At 56.3% G+C, this 18,527-nt stretch carries 11 protein-coding genes; all 11 read right to left on the bottom strand.

Features of this window, described 5'->3' with window-relative positions; translation table 11 throughout:
* Positions 1-52: 52 nt before the first annotated feature.
* Positions 53-2,647, bottom strand: coding sequence for a hypothetical protein (locus WJU22_RS13115; protein WP_341843686.1), 2,595 nt, complete (start codon positions 2,645-2,647; stop codon positions 53-55).
* Positions 2,608-2,961 (bottom strand): hypothetical protein, encoded by a 354-nt coding sequence (locus WJU22_RS13110; RefSeq protein WP_341843685.1) that lies wholly within the window; start codon positions 2,959-2,961, stop codon positions 2,608-2,610. Before WJU22_RS13110 ends, WJU22_RS13115 begins: the two co-directional genes overlap by 40 nt.
* Positions 2,962-3,226: 265 nt before the next feature.
* A complete protein-coding gene (locus WJU22_RS13105; RefSeq protein ID WP_341843684.1) occupies positions 3,227-4,717 on the bottom strand; it encodes a SusD/RagB family nutrient-binding outer membrane lipoprotein in 1,491 nt (496 codons plus the stop codon).
* Between the two features lie 2 nt (positions 4,718-4,719).
* Positions 4,720-8,088 (bottom strand): SusC/RagA family TonB-linked outer membrane protein, encoded by a 3,369-nt coding sequence (locus tag WJU22_RS13100; RefSeq protein ID WP_341843683.1) that lies wholly within the window; start codon positions 8,086-8,088, stop codon positions 4,720-4,722.
* A gap of 27 nt (positions 8,089-8,115) precedes the next feature.
* Positions 8,116-9,189 carry a FecR family protein gene (locus WJU22_RS13095; protein ID WP_341843682.1) on the bottom strand — a complete coding sequence of 358 codons (1,074 nt, stop codon included), beginning with the start codon at positions 9,187-9,189 and terminating at the stop codon, positions 8,116-8,118.
* A 62-nt stretch (positions 9,190-9,251) separates the two neighbouring features.
* Positions 9,252-9,824: an RNA polymerase sigma-70 factor gene (locus tag WJU22_RS13090; RefSeq protein ID WP_341843681.1), complete on the bottom strand. Its 573-nt coding sequence runs from the start codon at positions 9,822-9,824 to the stop codon at positions 9,252-9,254.
* 250 nt (positions 9,825-10,074) lie between these two features.
* Entirely contained in the window at positions 10,075-11,583 is a 1,509-nt protein-coding gene (locus WJU22_RS13085; RefSeq protein ID WP_341843680.1) for a TlpA disulfide reductase family protein, read from the bottom strand.
* 13 nt (positions 11,584-11,596) lie between these two features.
* Positions 11,597-12,946: a RagB/SusD family nutrient uptake outer membrane protein gene (locus WJU22_RS13080; RefSeq protein ID WP_341843679.1), complete on the bottom strand. Its 1,350-nt coding sequence runs from the start codon at positions 12,944-12,946 to the stop codon at positions 11,597-11,599.
* Between the two features lie 12 nt (positions 12,947-12,958).
* Positions 12,959-16,582 carry a SusC/RagA family TonB-linked outer membrane protein gene (locus tag WJU22_RS13075; protein WP_341843678.1) on the bottom strand — a complete coding sequence of 1,208 codons (3,624 nt, stop codon included), beginning with the start codon at positions 16,580-16,582 and terminating at the stop codon, positions 12,959-12,961.
* A gap of 86 nt (positions 16,583-16,668) precedes the next feature.
* Entirely contained in the window at positions 16,669-17,841 is a 1,173-nt protein-coding gene (locus tag WJU22_RS13070) for a FecR family protein (RefSeq protein ID WP_341843677.1), read from the bottom strand.
* Positions 17,842-17,908: 67 nt separating this feature from the next.
* Positions 17,909-18,496 carry an RNA polymerase sigma factor gene (locus WJU22_RS13065; protein WP_341843676.1) on the bottom strand — a complete coding sequence of 196 codons (588 nt, stop codon included), beginning with the start codon at positions 18,494-18,496 and terminating at the stop codon, positions 17,909-17,911.
* Positions 18,497-18,527: the final 31 nt, after the last annotated feature.

Raw genomic sequence — 18,527 nt, 5'->3', positions numbered from 1 at the left:
GACAAGAGGAAAAAAGATGTATGAACGTTGCATATTCATGTAGAAGTAGCTTTTAAAGGTCTGCGTTGATGCCGATGGTGAAAGTGCGCGGCAAGGGCTGCGGCACACCGTAATGGATACCGGTAAGCCCTGCCAGTGAAGGGTCTCCGCCTTTATACGGCGTCAGCGTGAACAGGTTCATCGCCGTGGCGTACACTTGCAGCTTGCGCAATCCCGAACGTTTCATGAATCCGTAACCTGCCAGATCGTGCCGCAGCGTAAACGCCTGCAGCTTCAGCCAGAAGGCTTTTTCAAGGAAAAGGTCCTGCTCCGCCTGATAAGGGTTCACGAGGCTCCAGGGGTTGTACCGGGGATATTTATCCAGATTGGAAGCCGATTGCCAGAAGGTCAGCTCCTTCACCCCGTCGAGGCTATTGGCGCCTTCGCGGTTGGCGAAGTCCAGCCGGTTGGCAGCGTCGCCGTTGAGCAAGTGATTACCGGTAGCGAAGGTGAACAGCACATCGGCCGACCAGCGGCCGTACACCATCGTGTTGCTCCATCCTCCGCGCAGCGGCGCAATGATGCGGCCTTTCATGACACGGTCGGCGTTGGTGATGGTGCCATCCCCGTTAACGTCTTCCCAGCGCGGATCGCCGCCACGGAGCGGGATACCGTTGTAGGTGAGCGCCTTGCCGCCGGATGCGCCAGGCACATCGGCGTCTGTGGCGTAAATCCCCTGGTTCTGCAACAGCCAGAACTGGTCCATCGGCTTACCGGCCTCCAGGTGGCGGACGCCATATTCCATGGATTGTACATTGCCCGGCAGGCGCAGCACTTTGTTCCGGTTATACTGCATGTTGAGACGGGTTGTCCACCGGAGCCCGCGGCCGCTGAGGACCTTCCCTTCCAGCCCCAGTTCCGCGCCTTTGTTGTTCACTTCCATCCCATTCACGTTCTGACCGCTGAAACCATAGGCAGCATCTACCGGCACCTGGGCCATCAGTTCGCGGCCGGTGCGGGTGTAGAGGTTGATGGAAGCCGTCCATTGACGGAAAAGGCCGAGATGCACGCCGAGGTCGAGGTGATCGTTATACGGCCAACGGATCCCGCCGGCAGTGTAACCGTTCCTGAACGGCATATTCAGCGAAGGCATGGAATTGTAGGTGGAAATATTGAGCGCGCCCGCCCATCCGGCATCTACCGTAAAATAAGGGCCGTAGCCGTAGTAATCGGAAGAAGGCATGATCGCCGTGCGGCCCGCATTCAGTTGTAACTGAACGGCGCCCAGCGCCCGGTCTTGCGAAGTGGCTTTCTTCACATCCCAGCTCAGCGACGCCACCGGCGAAATCGCCCACCAGTAACCATTCCCGAAGAGCGACGAGCCATCGCTGCGCAGCGAAAGCAACGCGTGGAATTTATCGCCGTAATCGTACGCCACATTGCCGTAGAACGACAGCGTGCGTTGTTTCAGGAAATCCTTGAAAGTGTAAACGAGCGATTTATCATGCGTGATCGGGAGATTGTTGTATGTATCCACCTGGATGATCTTGATGAAGTCCGACGGCCCCCGCCAGCCCCGGATGTAATCATACTTCAGCTGGTCTTCTTCATACGTTTGCCCCAATTGCGCTTTGAAGGCGTGCAACCTTCCGGCCGCACGTTCGTACGTGAGAAAATTATTCAGCCGGATGCGGCGGTTCACGCCAGTAAAGTAAGCGTTGTAGCTATTGTAGTCGTTCAGTGCGCCGGGCACGAACATATCGCGGTCGTTGTCGTTATAGTCGATACTGAACTGCGACCGTACATCCAATCCCCTGGCCAGTTTCACGCCAACATCCACCATCGCCTGCACGGAATTCGCGAAGTTGTTCTCCTTCCCTGTTTCCAGCAATTCATAGTAACGGCCGAGATAGGCTTTGTTGGGCGGCAGCGGCGCCTGCTGGTTGGTGATGTATTCCATTTCGCCCAGTCTTTCCACCAGCGAACGGTTGCGGTCGCGGCGGGCGGTGAACATCTGAACGTAGGTATTGATGGTCAGCCCTTCAACCGGGATGATGTTCATGTCGTAAAACACGTTGTATTTCCGCAGCGCCGTATTATCTGCCACACCGTTTTCGGTGTGTTCCCCGACGCCGAAGCGGAAGTTGGCCCGCCGCGTTCCGCCCGTGATATTGAGGCTGGCGCCGTGTTGCAGGGCGTTCTTGTAATAGAGGTCATCCCAATCCGCCGGCCCGAAATATACCTGCTGCGTAGAATCCGCCAGGTAGGCCGGAAAGTTGGCCCATTGGGCGGGCTGGGCGTATTGCCGGTAAAACGGCAGCAGAAAATCGCGCTGGTAGTAACCGTTGATGGTTTTCACCTGGGGCTTTACCGCTACGCCGGCGTAGACGTTGAGGCCAAGATGGTAACGGCCCAGTTCGGGATCGCGGGTGGTGATCACGATGGCGCCGGCCGCGGCACGGGTACCGTACATGGCTACGGCTTCAGGGCCCCGCAATACATGCATTTCCTGCACGTTTTCCAGGTCTATCATTTCCGTGACATCGATGCCGCTGCCGATGTCGGTAAAAGGATGTTCTTTTAATGTCAGCGCATAAGGATGATCGTTCCGCACCAGCGGCATCCCGTTCACGACGTATAGCGGTCGATTGGCGAACTGGTCTGCCACATGCCCCGCCGGCATGGAAAGCCCCTGATCAGCGGCAGCGGAGCGATGCCGGGCTCGCCGGAAGCGCGCAGTACCGACACGCCAGGCACCCGCCCGTCCAGCAACTGCCCGGTATACGTGTAAGGTAGCTCCCTGGCGGACCGGAGAGGCAGACTGTCTGCGGATGCAGGGAAGAATACCGGCTTCTTCCAGTTCGAACGGCCGGCGGCGGTATCTGCCGGCGCGGATTGCGCCACCACGTTCCCCGCGCTGCAGCAGGCTGTCAGCAAAAGGAACATGTTGCGTAACCGGTGAAAGTGTAACAATGATATCATCAGTATGGAATAATATGTTTGTTCAGAATGCGGCGGGATAAGACATAGCTTCCCCATCCGGTTTCGCCGGCCCGTTCGTAACGGGCATGGCAAAAGCGATGTACGCACCAACGCGCGTATTCAGTTATCTAACGACGATGAAAAAAAGATTGGCTTTCTTACATACAAATTTTGGTTCAGCTTAACAGAAATTCAAGTGGTCTACCATTAAAGACACAGCAATTTCCATATCCCCCCAAAAGACTGAAAAAAAAATTCCGTTAGGTTACCTGATCAGCCACATCTGGCCATTGAGCTGATCGATCCCGCCATACTGGCGGTTGAGGGCCGCCTGGAGATTGCGGCCGTTGTCGATATATTCGAAAGGCGGATAAAACCAGCGGAGGGGTATTTTTCCGCCGTTCTGGTTGGAAGGGCCGATACCGAAAACGGGCACGCCCGTCCTTCGCTGGTTATAAAAAGGCTCCCATCCACCCATCTGGAAAAAGTCGATATATTTCTGGGTAAGGATTTGTTCCAGCCCCTGCTGTTCATTGTCTGCATACCGAACCGTTTCCTGCGCCAGGTAATCGTTCACCGCTGCTCCCGACAGGCCGTACGACTCCATAGACGCGCGGATCCCTGCTTCGTAATATGGAGCGGCGCTTCCGCTGATCCAGCCGCGACTGGCCGCTTCGGCGATGGTAAATTGCAGTTCCGGGTAACCGAACAGGATGGTAGGCCGGCCGGTTTTCGACGCAAACCAGAACGCAGGGTCCGGATGGGAATAATAACCCGCCGCGGCAGAATCGCTCATGGGTTTTTGCAGCGTTCCCGTTGCCGCTCCGCGATACGATCGGAAATCGCTGGCCGATTCGGTAATGGAATCCGCCAATGCGGAAGGCAACGCGATCACCATGAGCCGCGGGTCTTCCAGCTTCACCATTAACGACACGAAAGTGGCTGCCAGCGGACTGTTGCGGGAACTGGCACCAGGAGTTGCCGAATAGGATGGATTGTAATTTTCGACACTGGCGTCGCTATAAGTAACCACGAGGTTATCTGCATTGCTGCGCGGCAGCGGACATTGGTCGGGGTGGGACACGATGAAGGCAAATGTTTCCGGGACCTTCAGTCCCGCATCCCCCGTTTTTTTACTGAGCCCGATCAACACCCGCAACCGGAAAGCATTGACCATGCGTTGCCACCGGTCGAGATCGCCCTTATAGAACACATCGCCCGCAACGGTTTTGCCGCCTTCGCGGTTCAGCGCGCCCAGCGAATCGTTGGCACGGCGCAGCAGCTCGAGGCATTGCAGGTACACATCCCGCTGTGCATCATATACCGGCGCAATGATCCCCTGTTCCGCCATCATGGCCTGGCTCATGGGAATATCGCCTACCTGGACCGTCATCTGGATATAGAACCACGCACGCAGGAACAACCCGAGCGCCAGGTAAGCACGTTCGTTGGGCCCGCCCGTTCGCCGTGCTTCTTTCTCCATCTGCATCACGTTGCGGAGCTGGTAATATTGGTGTGAAGCGGCGCCGAAGTCGTAACTCTGCGATCCGTAGTAGGAATTCACCACGCAATGATACTGGCTGCTCCGTTGCGCGTAACCCCACTGGCTGGTGAACATATCTTCCTCCACTCCGGTCAGCACACTGCCCGGCGTTGCCACGTTGGCTTTATTCGGGTTCTTTTGCAACTCCTCGGGCTTCATGCAAGCCACCCACAGCAACAGCAAAACAATTGAAGGCAGCAGTAATTTCTTCATGCTTAGAAATTAAGGTGTACGTTAAAGCCGATACTTCTCATCGATGGTTCTTCCAGATCGCTGCCGGAGGTGTACGACCAGCGGTCGAGATCGATCTGTTTCTGTTTCGATAAATACATGATGTTGCGCCCTACCAGCGACACGCTTCCGCCATGCAGCCCCTTTATCTTCCGAAGCATCGCCGCAGGCAGCGTATAGGTGAGCGTAACGCCGCGCATCTTGAAATAGGTTTTGGACTGGTATCGCCGCTCGTCGGCCGTTTCGTAGGTAGTGGCCCAGTCTTGCTCCAGCACCGGCGTCGTGTTGGGGGCGAAGGTCCGGGTGTCTGTCAATATCTTTCCATCGGCATCGTAGGTCACCGTTCCGCCGGTCACCACATCGCCCACACCTACGCGCGTTCCGCGATAACCCGGGTCTTTATAATGCAGCCAGTCCTGGTACCGGAAATAATTATCCGAATCCGGATGGGAACCGGCCTGCCACATTTTCAGGTTCAGGTAATTGGAGAATTTGCCGCCGAAGCTGCCGTCAAAATCCAGCGTCAGCTGAAAGCTTTTATACTTGAACTGTTGCTGCATCCCCACCAGCCAGTCGGGATCGGTATTCCCGAACCGCACGAACCGTTGCCGGTTGATGACGGGCGTTCCGTTGGGATGGAACAGGATGGCGCCCGTGTGCGGATTCCGCTCGAAGGGGTTGACGTACAGCTGATCGAACCGCTCGCCCACGTTCACGCGGATATGATGGTCCAGGGAATCGTAGACTTTTTTGAGATACCGGATATTGCGGCTGACGTTGCCCGCCATGGCCCAGGTAAAATGTTTGCGCTGCACGGGTATTGCATCTGCGATGAGTTCAACGCCCCTGCGCTCCAACTCCAATCCGTTCATTTTCTGATACCCCCAGCCCGAAGCGGCGGAGATGGACAAATTGAATATCTGCGGCCCGTCTACCGTGCGGTACACCTGTGCCTTCAGGCCGGCGCGCTGGTTGAAGAAGCGGACGTCCAGCCCGGTTTCCATGGTGGTATGGAATTCCGGTTTGATATTGGGGTTGTACAACACATTGTCGGGCGCGTAGGTAACGCCCTGGTTGCCGAGCCAGGCCGTGGCCCACTCGTAGGTCTGCGCCAGGGAATAGGGGCTCAGCCCTTCTCCCACCCTGGCCAGGGAGCCGGTCCATTTCAGGAAAGATATGGCGCGGGGGAGCTTCACCATGTCGGAAATGATGGCGCTGATGCTGGCCTGGGGATAGAAATAGAGGTTGTTATGCAGCGGCATATTGGAATTGCGGTCGAACCGGCCGGACACATCGAGGTACAACAGGTTTTTGTAGGCCACGTCCGCATATCCGTAAAAACTGGCCACCTGCATGAGGCTGCGGTAGTTCTCCGCATTGCTGACGGGCATGGCGGAATTCTGAAGATTATAAACGCCCGGAACGGTGAGCCCGCCGGAAGTATGGGCGGAGTAGTTTTTCCGCCGGATGGTTTGGAGGTTGCCGCCGGCGGACAACTTTACCGACCAGTTGTTTTCGATCTTTCGCTGGAAATTCAGCATGAACGAAGCATTCTGCTGGCTGAACCGGGAACTGGCTTCCATGTAAGCGCCCACTTTATAAAAATCCAGCCCGTAAAAATTCCCCGATACCGGGAAATGCCATTCCTGGCCGGTGTAGTGGATATTGAAATCGGATTTCAATTGCAGGTTGAAAGCGGGGGAAATTTTATATCCCAGCGAAACGAACCCCGTGAACACGTCTTTGCTGAACGCTTTGGTATTTTCATACGCATTGAACCAGGGGTTATTGTAGCGCACATATTCCAGCCATTGCTGCTGTACGCCCTCCTGCCCCGGCTTCCAGTAGTTGCGCAGCCGCGGGTCGTTGATGTCGAAATTGGCGCCGTTCCAGATCAGCAGTTCATACACCGGGCTTTCCGGACCGTAATAAATGCTGGGGTAATTGGGCGTGTTCTGCCGGTTGTAATTGACCATCACGTCTGCCCGCAGGCGCTTGCCGATATTTTGCCCGAGCGACATGTTCACGGTCGTAATGCCCAGTTTCGAATTGGGCACGATGCCGCGCTGGAAATGCCGGGTCATCGAAATCCTGAAATCTCCCTGGTCGCTTTTGGTGGACAGGGCCAGATTGCTGATGGTCAGCATCCCGTTGTCCAGAAAATCGCGGAGGTTGTTTTTGTTCCGCGGCAGCCAGGGCAACGGCACCAGGTTGCCATTGGCATCGAGAGGGCTGTCCCACTGCGTGATGAGCTGCCCTTCCATGCGCGGGCCCCAGATGTTGTAATCGAAATCGTTGATACCGCCGCCTTTGCCGTCTTTGTAGGCATACTTGAAATAATCCCCCGGCCCGTAGCTGCCCTGCGAATGCGGAAAGGCCACCGGGCTCACCTGCCATTCTGTAGTGGAACTGAACGACACTTCAACGGGCCTTTTGTTGGTAGCGCCCCGCCGGGTCTTGATCTGCACGGCGCCGTTCGCGCCCTGCTGGCCGTACAAGGCGCCGGCAGCAGGCCCTTTCAGCACGGTGATCGATTCCACGTCGTCCATATTGATATCCCAGGAATCGGTATCAACGGGTATCCCGTCCACCACCACCAGCGGCCGCTGACCACGGAGATACAGGGACGGGTTGTTGAAGAGATAGCGGGAATTCTGCACGCCCAGGCCCGCCACTTTTCCGTACAGCGACGTAAACGCATTCGGCTCCCGCGATTTGACGATATCCGTGCCGGCTACTTTGAACGATTGGGTGGCGTACCCGATCGACCGGGTTTCTTTGGGAATTTCCAACGCGGTAACCGTTATTTCTTCCAGGTCTTTGTGCTTTTCAGCCAGTTCCAGCTTGATGTGGGACAAGCCCGCAGTATTCACATTTTTCTCGTAGTACCCGATATGGCTGACCCTCAGCACCGATTCCCGTTTGATCTCCAGGGCAAAATACCCGCTGGAATCGGAGACCGTGCCGGCCGTTTCGTCTTCGATATGAATGGTAGCGCCCGATACCGGCTGATCCCGCCCATTGGTGAGCACACCGGTGATCGTACGGCTGGCCGGCGCACCGATGGCCGATATCACGATCAGTTTGTTGTCGAGGATATTGAATTGAAGGCTGTCGCCCAGCAACCGCGACAGGATGCGCGGCAACGTTGTTTTGTGGACAGTAAAATTGAGGGGATTGGAAGGGATGTTACGGGAATTGTACAGGAATTTGTACCCGGTTTCCGTGCCGATTTCGGTCAATATCCTGTCCATCCCCACATTCCGGAAAGAAAAGGAATAACGCTCCTGCCCCCGGGCAGTGAGACTTACCACAACAACAACCAGCATGCATAGCCATACACGCGCGCTCATACGATTCCATTGGTTGATACTACTGAACTACCTGCGGATATACACATCCGCCCCATTCCGGGTATAGGTGAAAGGAGTTGCGATCTGCAGCGCCTTTAATGCTTCGTTGATATCCTGCTTGTCGAACACGCCGCTGAAGAGTTCTTTTCCCAGCGCAGCGTCTTCCAGGTGAATTTTCACGTCATACCAGCGTTCCATGTCCCGGGCGAGCGCGCGGAACGGAACGTCCCGGAACACGAGCCGGTCGTTTATCCAGGCGATTTCGTCGCAATCGGCCGGGTTCACGGCCCCAACTTCCAGCGGAAGCTGCAATTCCCGGTCGGCCACCCCTTCCCCGGCCACGGTGCCGAGCGTCACTTTCTGGCCCGGTGCGAGCAGCATGTCTTTTTCCTGGCCGCCGGCGGTATTGCGGAGCGTTAATTTCACTTTGCCGTTCAGCAACACGGCTTGCACCTGCCCGTCTTCCGGGTAGGCTTTTATGTTGAAGCGGGTCCCCAGCACGCGGACGTCCATGTTTCCCGTGCGGACCACAAAAGGTCGTTTTTCATCGGGCGCCACCTCGAAGCAGGCTTCCCCTTCCAGGCAGACTTCCCGGTTGCTGCTGCCGAACGCTTCGCCATACGACAGTTTGCTGCCGCCGTTGACCCATACTTTGGTGCCATCGGGCAGGCTGAGGCTGGTGCGCTCCCCTTTCGCTATAACGATGTTACGCTGCGCGGCATGTGAAATAGCTGCTTTATCCCTGAACAGGAACGGAAGGGCCACCGCAACGGCGATGACCGCGGCAGCGGCGTAATACCACGGCCGCATACGGCGGACTTTCGCAACGGGCGCGGCTTCCTGCGGGGCTGCCGGCGCTGCCGGTGCGTTCATGGCGGCTTCCAGCGAAGACCAGCTTCTTTCCGCCCAAACATCCGGATCGGCCAGTTCCGGATCGCGGCCTGTCGTTACGGTCTGCACAGCGTTCAGCACTTCCATCACAAAAGCCGTGTCGGCGTGGCCCTTCAGCAATTGCTGCAGCTCCTCCCGCTCGGCCGGCGTGATCTCGCCTGCCATATGCCTTGCCAATAATATATCGATCCGCTGTTGCTCTGCTGTCATTTCAAAATTAAGTTCTGCTGTCGTTTAGACACATTTTTTTGCCTTTACCCCCAAAAAAGCGTTTAAATATTGGAAGAACGCTCCGCCGGCCGGCCTTCGCCCGTGCGCAAATATATTTCATCGCCGATTTTCCGGATGGCGATGGTAACCTGGTTTTCGATCGTTTTCACGGAAAGATTGAGGATTTCCGCTACTTCCCGGTACTTCAGCCCGTCTTCCCGGATCAGTTTGAAAATAACGCGGCACCGGGGCGGCAGGCCTGCCACCGCGGTTTCGATCCGGGTCCGCAATTCGGAGGAAATCATCTGCTGTTCCGGATCGATGGCGAGCTCCAGGGCTACGTCCGATACGGTGTCGATGTCTACATGTTCCCATTCCTTGTTCCGGGTGAAGTAATTGGAAATCCCGTTCCGGATGCCTACATACAGGTATACCTTCAGATCGGAAATCTCATCGAGGTGCTGCCGCCTGTGCCAGAGGCGCAGGAAAACATCGTTCACTACCTCTTCCGCAATGAACTTGCTTTTGATATACAGGTAGGCGAATTTGAGGAGTTGCGGTGCAAGGGACAGGTACAATTCCCTGAACGCCGCCTGGTCGTCTTCCTCCTGTATCCGTCTTAACAAATGCACCATAGTCTCGGATAAAATAATTGTTCACTGTCACGGTTGGCCCCCATCCACCTGCACAATATAAGCACCGGCGCGACAATTTTCCTTTCTTTTTCAGAAAGTTTCCGAGCGGGCAACACCCTAGTATTACGATACACCCAAGCCCCTCACAGCCCCGGATTCACGCCGTAAATCGTGGTGATACGAAGATGCGGCCCGGGTGATCAAAAAAAGCCGGTCACAAGACCGGCCTTTAACATTCACGGGATGATGCTTATCCTTTCGACAGTAACTTTTCCAGCATTTCCGTCAGCTTCGGGTCGGAAGGCCGCAGCGCGTTGGCGCTCACGATTTTGCCGTCCGGCGAAATGAGGATGAAGCGGGGAATGGCGTTGATATTGAATTTCTTTACGAAATCGGAACCGAAATCCTTATCGGCCAGCACCTGGATGCTGTTCAGCGTTCCGTTCTTCACGAATTCCACCCATTTTCCCTTATCCGATTGCTTGTCTACCGACAGGCTCACGAACGTGATATCCTTTCCATGGAAAGCTTTTTCCACTTTTTCGAGATGCGGAATTTCCGCTTTGCAGGGCCCGCACCAGGTGGCCCACACATCGATATACACATACTTCCCGCGTAAATCGCGCAGGGAAACGTTTTTGCCGTTGATGTCTTCGTACGTGAAGTCGGGCGCCTGCTTATTATCGCCGAAAGTGTTGGCATTGGCATAGATTTCCTCGACCGCCTTCCGGTAATCCGCGCGTTTTACGGTAGCCATGTAATTTTGGTACAAGCTATCGCGGAGCGCCTTGTCGCCGAGCATTTTCAGGGCGTTGGTGACATGCCGGTGCCGGAGGTTCGACAGGATGAAGGGGTCTTTCACTTCATGCTGCACGATCGTCAGATCGATGAGGCTGCGCCGGTCGCGGCCCGTTCCCTCCGCCATCCACAGATCGCGGTATTTCCCCCACTGCAGCGCCGACAGGTGCGACGATAACATGTAGCGGTACCAGTACGACTGTTTGAAAAGCTGCGCATCGTTTTTATCCCACTGCACATCGTACAGGTCCGTCAGCTTCGCCTTTTCTTCTTTGGTCAGCCGTTTTACGCGCTGGGCCGAGTCCAGTGCGCGGAATTTCCTTTGATAATTGGAATCGGCCCTGTCGCCGGATTGCATGAATTTGTAGAATTCCGCCTGTTTCACGAGGTCGGTGCCATAGTAAATGGCGTACATGTGCATCACATATTTGGCATAAAACGCCAGGTCTTTTTCTGCGATCTCCCGGAACGAAGCGTTCGATGATTTGGCGAACTCTTTCTTTCCCCCGTCCAGGAACGCGTCCAGTTTAGCGAGGAATTCCGGCATGGGGATGTACAGCGCTTCCTGCGCCAGCAGGGTTTCTTCGCCCAGGGCGAGGTAATTGCCGAGTTTTTTGCTGGCGGATACGAACGCATTGTTTTCCACCGCGCCTTTGCCGGTAAAACGGTAGGTACTGTCTGGCGCATAAACGATGTTGAGCGCATATCCAGGCTCGAGGTATATATTCCCGACGCCGGACACATCATAGAAACCTTTTGCGGGAATATTGATCTTCCCGCTGAATGTACCATCGGCCTCTACGGGAATGGTAAGGTCGGCACCATCCATATTACGGATATGCAACGGTGTGGTGATATCGTCCTTTTTGAGCTGGCCCGCAAGGGCGGCGGTGCCCTTCTGGGCGTACGCGGCGGCATGCAGAACGATGCCCGACGCGAAACAAAGCATGAGTTTTCTCATATTTACTGGCATATTAGCGGTCATTTAAAATGATATCAGGGTTGAATTGCTGTACCCGCGCGGGTATCTGGAAAACGTATTTTTTGTCGCCGGGCGCGAGGGTGGCCTGTACGGCGCCGGTGCTGCGGAGCACCCTGTCTACCTTCGGCATGAGCCCCTCCTGGTCGAGGCGCTTCATATCCATCCAGCGTTGTCCGCGGAAGGCGAGCTCTTTCCTTCGCTCCAGCAGTACTTTCTGCAGGGCATCGGTTTTATTGGCGGCGGTAAGGGGCGCGTATGCATCCGTGTCTATGCGGTAGCGGCGCAATTCGTTGATGACGTCCATGGCGGCGGCAGGCTGATCGTTCCGCGCCAGCGCTTCCGCTTTCGTCAGGTACATTTCCGGGAAGGTGCTGCCGAAATTGAACCATCCTGGCTCTGCGTTATAGGTATAAAAACCCGAGCCCGCGGGCCACTCATACGTCAAAAGGGTTTTGCGGCGGTCGGAATCCGGGTAAAGGTCTGCCAGGCTTTTCTGCAACCTTCCGCCGGCCGGCAGCATATAATCCAGCGAACCGCGCTGCCACAGCACTTCCGGATTGGCATCCATAGACGGGAAATCCCATACGTCCACATAATCGTTATAATCGATCAGGGTATGCTGCATGGAAAGTGCCAGGTCAGCGTATTTACCCGCTTCGGGGAAGTTGCGCATGTACAGGTAGATCCTTGCCAGCAGGCCGTAAGCGGCGTATTTGGTGGGCCGGTGCTTGTTGAGATTGGTCAGCGGAAGGGAGGGAATGGCGCGATGCAGCGCATTGAGCATGCTGTCCAGCGTAACCTGTACCGATGCGCGCTGCGGCGTTTTATCGGTCACGTCCGTGCTCGTGATCAGCGGCAGTCCCGGATCTTTCGCAGCCGTAGCGGGATTGTACGCTTTGGCGAATATTGTCAGCAGCGTGAAATAGCAATCCGAACGGATCACCAGCGCCTCGGCCTCCACGGATTTCCGCTGGGCTTCGGTGCCGTCTTTCACCTTCAGCACGTTATTGATGATCACATTGGCATGGTAGATCGTGTTGTACAGCGGCCCCCAGGCAATGGGCTCCGACTGTTCGTTCTGGTCGAGCCCTTCGCGCCAGAAGTAAGCATTGGCGGAAGGTGCGGTGCTGAGATCGTCGAACTCTTCGTAATAATCATCTGAAATTTCCAGCAGCACGGTGGGATAGCTGAAGTTCATGTTCCGGGAATTCAGCATCAGCTGGAAATCGTTCACCTTATCGGGGATCACGATCCCTTTGGGCTTAACGTCGAGGAACTTGTTGCAGCCCGTCATCGATAATGCGGCCGCTGCCAGTGTAAGGAAAATATATTTGAATTGCATGATGTTCGGGCCTTAGAAGTTAGTGAAAAGGGAAAGGCTGTACAGCGGCTGTACTTCCAGCCGGCGGCGGCCGCTCACGCGGTCGATGGCTTCCGGATCGATATCATTCCCGCTGAACGTGTATTTGAACATATTCTGCCCCTGCAGGCGCAACTGCGTGCGGGAGAAGCCCGCTTTCTTCATGAAAGCGAAATTGGCGTTCCAGGTCAGCACCACATCGCGCAGGCGGATGTAATCGGCCCGGCGCACGAATTGCGATGCATACTTATACCCATATCGCGCGTACGACGAAAAATAATACGGGTCAGCCGCCCTGCCGGGTGTAAATCCGGGGATCTGCGTCACCAGTTCGTCTCCGGGCTGCTTCCAGTAATTGGCGGAACCTTCCAGCAGCGGCGTGGCGTAGGAACCGAGGTTGTCCGGGCTGGGCTGCTCCACACGCATAACGTGGCCGCCGTAATACATGAAGAGGAACGACAGGTCGAAAGCTCCTACCGTAAACTGGTTGTTCAAGCCCAGCACGTATTTGGGCGTAACCGTCCCGTTGTAGATGAGATCGTCGAACGTGACGTCCACCACGGCCGCACCGTAGAAGTTGAGGATATGCTGCCCGCCTTTCCGGTCGTTCACGAAGGGTTTGCCCATGTTGGTGAGGCCGCCGTAATTATAACTGAACAAGGCATCCATCGGATAATCTTTCCGGTTGATGCGGTTGCTGGTGATGCTCTGGGAATTATCATATTCCGTGGCTTTCACCGCCAGCACCTTGTTGTGGTTCAGCGATGCGGTGAGCGAAGTCCGCCATTCGAATTTCCGGCTGCGCGCGTTCACGGAGGAAATGAGCAGGTCTACCCCGCTGTTGCGGATGGTGGCGGTATTGGCGTTGTATTGGTTGAACCCGGTGGTGGGATCGGCGTCGTACTGCCCGAACACGTCGTTGGTCCGCTTCACGTAATAATCCACCGAACCGTACAGCCGGTTGTTGAAGAACCCATAATCGAGGCGGAGGTTGTAGGAGCGGGTGGTTTCCCAGCGGAGCGACTGGTTCTCCGGCGTCAGCACGAAATATGCGGGCTGCGATACGTCGAACAGATTGTTGAGCTGCGATTGCAGGATGAGGAACGGCCCGTTATTGCTGAGGGGCACGTTGCCGTTGAGGCCGGTGGTGGCGTTCAGTTTCAGTTCGCTGATCCAGGTTTTGTCTTTCAGGAAATCCTCCATATGCAGGCGCCATGCCAGGCCGGTAGACCAAAGCGGGCGGTATTTATACTTCGGGTCCACGCCGAAGAGGTTCGACTGGTCGATCCGGTAACTGCCCGTTGCGATGTATTTGCTTTTGTAGATGTAGGTGGCTTGCGCGTAATACGACATGAAGCGGCGGTCGCTGCTGGTTTCGTTGAAATAGTTCGTCAGGTTCATCCCGGAGCCGTACATGTTCGCGTCGGTAAATGCGGGGCGGGTAGACAGGGAAGCGCGCTGGAGGTTGACGGGCTTACTGAGCAGCGTTTGACCGTCGTACCCGAAGAAGCTGGCCAGCGTGGCGTCTGCGGTCGTCCTGCGTTGTTCGGCGCCCAGCATGCCGGTGATCTCATGATCCCCGAAACGCTTATCGGCATTGAGCTGTCCGCGGAGCGTGTAGTTCATGGCATTCTGATCGGTTTTCCGGAGGATGTTGCCTTGCGGAACGTCGATGAACTGCGGGCGCCCGCTGGCGTCTTTCGTGGCTTTCATATTGAGCAGCTGACGCACTTCATAAGCCGATTCCAGCAACAGGTTTTTCGACACACCTTGCAGGTATTCGTAGTTCCCGCCTACTTCCGCGGTGAGCCAGGAAGCGATCTTCCCTTCCAGCCGGGCCTGAACTTTCACCGAGTTGGTTTTGATATCGGTGGTATTGGCGGTCAGCTGGCGGTAAGGATAATAGAGCTGATCGTACAGCCCCGCCGCGATCAACCGGTCGTTACGGGCTTTCGAAGTGCCGGTGCTGAGGTAATCGCGGTTGGGGCCCTGCACAACGGAAACGGGATTGCCGTGTTCGTCGGTGAGGCGTTCGTAGGGATAAAAGTCCGTCAGCGAAGGGATCACGCCCTGGCCGGATGCGGCGTGGGCATAGGTACTGCGGAAGTCCATCCGGATGCGGGGCGACAATTGAAAGGTATTGGCCAGGTTGAGCATGAGCTGGTCGTTTTTTGCATTCATGCCTTCGCGCTTCTCGCCGATGTAGTTTACGCCGAAAAGATAGGTGCTTTTCTCGCCGCCGCCGCTCACGTCGAGGTTGAGGTTATGCGCGGCGCGGGAGCGGTAGAACAGGTTTTCGTAATCGCGGCGGTTGTCGTACCCGGCAATGGAATCGAGCCGTTGGCGGGCGATGGCGGGCGTGATGCGATTGGCTTTTTCGTCGAACAGGATCTGGAACACCGGTGCCGGGGGCCCGCCTGTGGTGGTGTAGCTGGATTCTGAGGGATTGGATTTCCGGAACTGCGCTTCCTGCAGCCCGGCAAATTCCGGCGCGCCGGCGTAGCGCAGGTACCCGAAATCGGGCGCGTCCTGCATGGCAGTGGTGGCGCGGAAATTGAAGCGGGCCTTGCCGGCCTGGCCTCTCCGCGTTTCCACGACGATCACGCCGTTGGAAGCGCGCACCCCGTAAATGGATGCCGCGGCGGCATCGCGCAGTACGGAAATGGAAACGATATCGATGGGGTTGATGGTATTGAGGTCGATCTCCGTCGGGAAGCCGTCTACCACGATCAGCGGCCTTTTTACCGCATCGAAGGTGGAAACGCCGCGGATGGAAAGCTCGCCCGTCTGGCTGTTATACACCAGCCCCGGCACTTTACCCTCGAGGCTTTCGAGGAAATTGCCGGTAACGGCCACGCGCTGGTCATATTCCTTTTCGGTGATGACGGACGCGGCGCCGGTGAGCTGGTATTTCGGGATTTTCTTATACCCGGTGGAAATGGTCACGTTCTCCAGGTTTACCGCTTCGGGCTGCAGCGAGATCTTCAGCGTGCTTTGCCCGCCGATGGCGATTTCCTGCATGCGGAACCCCATCATCTGCACGAGCACGATATCGCCTTTGCCGGCGTTGAGCCGGAAAGCGCCGTCTTCGCCGGTAACAGCGCCGTTGGTGCCGCCTTTCCTGCGGAGGGTGGCGCCGGGGATGGGCACGCCTTGTTCATTGGTCACGATGCCGGTGATAACCTGCTCCTGCGCGCGGTCCATTTCTTCCCGGATGGCGGCTTCCTTTTCCGGGACGCCGGCCGATTGCGTTTTTGGGGTCAGCAGGATGGTGTTTTGTTTAATGACATACTTCAGCGGTTGCTGTTCGAATATCTTGTCCAGGAACGTTTGCAGCGGCATATTGCTGGCGTTCACGGTAATTTTTTTCGCGTCTTTCAACAGTCCGGAACTGTACACCACGAGGTAACCGGTCTGCGCTTTGATGACGGAAAATGTTTTCTCCAGCGGCACGTTCTTACCGGCGTAGGTGATCTTTTGCGCATACGCCCCGATGCTGAAAAATAATAGCATCGCGGTGATGACAGTTACATGGAGGTTGGTTGGCAACCGGCGGTAGCCGCCGTCTGTACAGGGCATACGATGCCCGTACCGGTTGCATCGAGCGTTTGATTGCATAGCTGTTTGCAAAGGTTTAGTTGATAAAATAGCGGCGCTTTGCCGTTTCCGTTAATCGGCGGGAATAGTCACCTTCAGAAATCCCCTCAGGGCGATACGATCAGCTTCCGGCCTTCGATCCGGAAATGCACCCCTGATCCTTCCAGGAATTCCAATACGTCTTTCAGTTCCAGGTTCCGGCCCATTTCTCCCCCGAAGGTGAGCGCGGGCACCTGTTTTTCATATACAACTTCTACGTCGTACCAGCGCGAAAGCTGGCGCATGACGGTTTCCAGGCTGGCATTCTCGAAATGGAAAACACCGTTTTTCCAGGCTATGGCCTGTGCCAGGTTGGCGTTATTGTTGACGGAAAGCTGGCCGTCCGCCACGGCTTCCTGCCCGGGATCGAGGATGCGCTCCCCGCCCGCGGCTTTCACGCGTACCCTGCCCTGCAGCAGCGTGGTACGTTGCACTTTCTCATCTTTATAGGCATTGATATTGAAGCTGGTCCCCAGTACCTGGACCTCCGTTCCGCCCGCCACGTCCACAATAAAAGGCCGCGCGGCATCTGCCGCCACTTCCAGGTAAGCCTCCCCTTCCACTTTCACTTTCCGCTCCCCGCCCCTGAACGCGACGGGATATCGCAAGGTAGATGCGGCGTTCAGCCAGATTTTAGTGCCGTCCGGCAATACGATCTGGAATTGCCGGCCCGGCGGCGTGGCAATGGTGTTATAGGCATCGGCCGATTTGCCGGCATCGTGCTTTTCGTCGTACGAAAGCCGTCCGTTCTGCAACATGAGCGTGGTGGCGCCCTGCGTGGTTACCACCCCGTTCTGCATACTGTCCAGCACCACTTCGGTACCGTCGGCCAGTGTGAGGATGGCCCCTTCGCGGCCCGGATGTATCCCGTCACCGGAACGGGTATCTGCAACTGCATCCTGTTGCCGTTGGGAACGCTGTGTAGTCATCCAGATGCCGGCTCCCAACAATATGGCCACTGCGGCAGCGGCGGGCCACCAGCGCCGGAGGGGGCGAACGACGGTTGGCGGCGTGGCTTCCCGTTCGCGGGCGGCCTGCATCACCTGCGCGAAGGCTTCCTCCTTCGATCCCGGAAGCACGTCGGTAAAGCGGGCTTTCCACAGGACGGCCTCGATGGCCGCTTCCTGTTGGCTGGCCGCGCCTTCGTCGGCGAAATGCCGGCGGAGGGCGTCCAGTTCCGCTTCGGAGATCGTGTCTTCCAGGAACTTTTGCAGGAGCGAATCTAATTCGGACGGATGCATATGCATGGTTTGTTGGAATAAAGACAATAAATGATGCGGGGGTAAGACGTGCCGGCCGAAATATTTTTTATTTCGACAGCAAAAACAGCAACAGCCCCAGCCGGGCGCCGTTTTTGCCGAGGTGCCGCCGGATGGCGAGCAGGCACCGCACCATGTACGTTTTGGATGAAACGACGGAAATATTCATTTTTTGCGCAATCTGTTCATGCGTCAGTCCTTCCTGCCGGCTGTACAGGAAAACCGATTTCATTTGCGGCGGCAGGTGGGCGATGGCCTCGTCTACCCGCGCTTCCAGCTCCCGGAACTCCAGGCGCTCTTCCGGCGTAAGACTGCCGTCTTTAAAATACGCCTGCAAAAATTCGATATTCTCGGTGGAAAGCACCTTTTTACGCAGCTCGTTGCGGATCACGTTTCGGGCTACGGTAAAAAGCCACCCGTCGAACCGGTCTATTTCGGTGAGCCTTGAACGGTGGAGCCATACCCGGATGAAAACCTCCTGCGTGAGGTCTTTGGCAAGTTCGGGCGATTTGGTGAAGTGGAGGGCATTGGCATACATCCTGTCGGCATACCGGTCGAAGATGACCCGGTAAGCCTGTTCGTCGCCCCCGGCGATCCGCCGCAGCAACGCCTGCTCGATGTCTGAATTGTATTGCATATGCCCGGATGCGCCTTCGATTTTGATTTGG

The organism is Chitinophaga caseinilytica, assembly GCF_038396765.1.
GTDB lineage: Bacteria > Bacteroidota > Bacteroidia > Chitinophagales > Chitinophagaceae > Chitinophaga > Chitinophaga caseinilytica.
Note: the sequence above shows the minus strand (reverse complement) of the source record. Positions and strands in the feature narration are given on the sequence as shown.

Bases quoted from the DNA above. Each gene is read 5' to 3' on its own strand.
- WJU22_RS13110 (WP_341843685.1), bottom strand. From the start codon at position 2,961: ATGATATCATTGTTACACTTTCACCGGTTACGCAACATGTTCCTTTTG.
- WJU22_RS13105 (WP_341843684.1), bottom strand. From the start codon at position 4,717: ATGAAGAAATTACTGCTGCCTTCAATTGTTTTGCTGTTGCTGTGGGTG.
- WJU22_RS13100 (WP_341843683.1), bottom strand. From the start codon at position 8,088: ATGAGCGCGCGTGTATGGCTATGCATGCTGGTTGTTGTTGTGGTAAGT.
- WJU22_RS13095 (WP_341843682.1), bottom strand. From the start codon at position 9,189: ATGACAGCAGAGCAACAGCGGATCGATATATTATTGGCAAGGCATATG.
- WJU22_RS13090 (WP_341843681.1), bottom strand. From the start codon at position 9,824: ATGGTGCATTTGTTAAGACGGATACAGGAGGAAGACGACCAGGCGGCG.
- WJU22_RS13085 (WP_341843680.1), bottom strand. From the start codon at position 11,583: ATGAGAAAACTCATGCTTTGTTTCGCGTCGGGCATCGTTCTGCATGCC.
- WJU22_RS13080 (WP_341843679.1), bottom strand. From the start codon at position 12,946: ATGCAATTCAAATATATTTTCCTTACACTGGCAGCGGCCGCATTATCG.
- WJU22_RS13075 (WP_341843678.1), bottom strand. From the start codon at position 16,582: ATGCAATCAAACGCTCGATGCAACCGGTACGGGCATCGTATGCCCTGT.
- WJU22_RS13070 (WP_341843677.1), bottom strand. From the start codon at position 17,841: ATGCATCCGTCCGAATTAGATTCGCTCCTGCAAAAGTTCCTGGAAGAC.
- WJU22_RS13065 (WP_341843676.1), bottom strand. From the start codon at position 18,496: ATGCAATACAATTCAGACATCGAGCAGGCGTTGCTGCGGCGGATCGCC.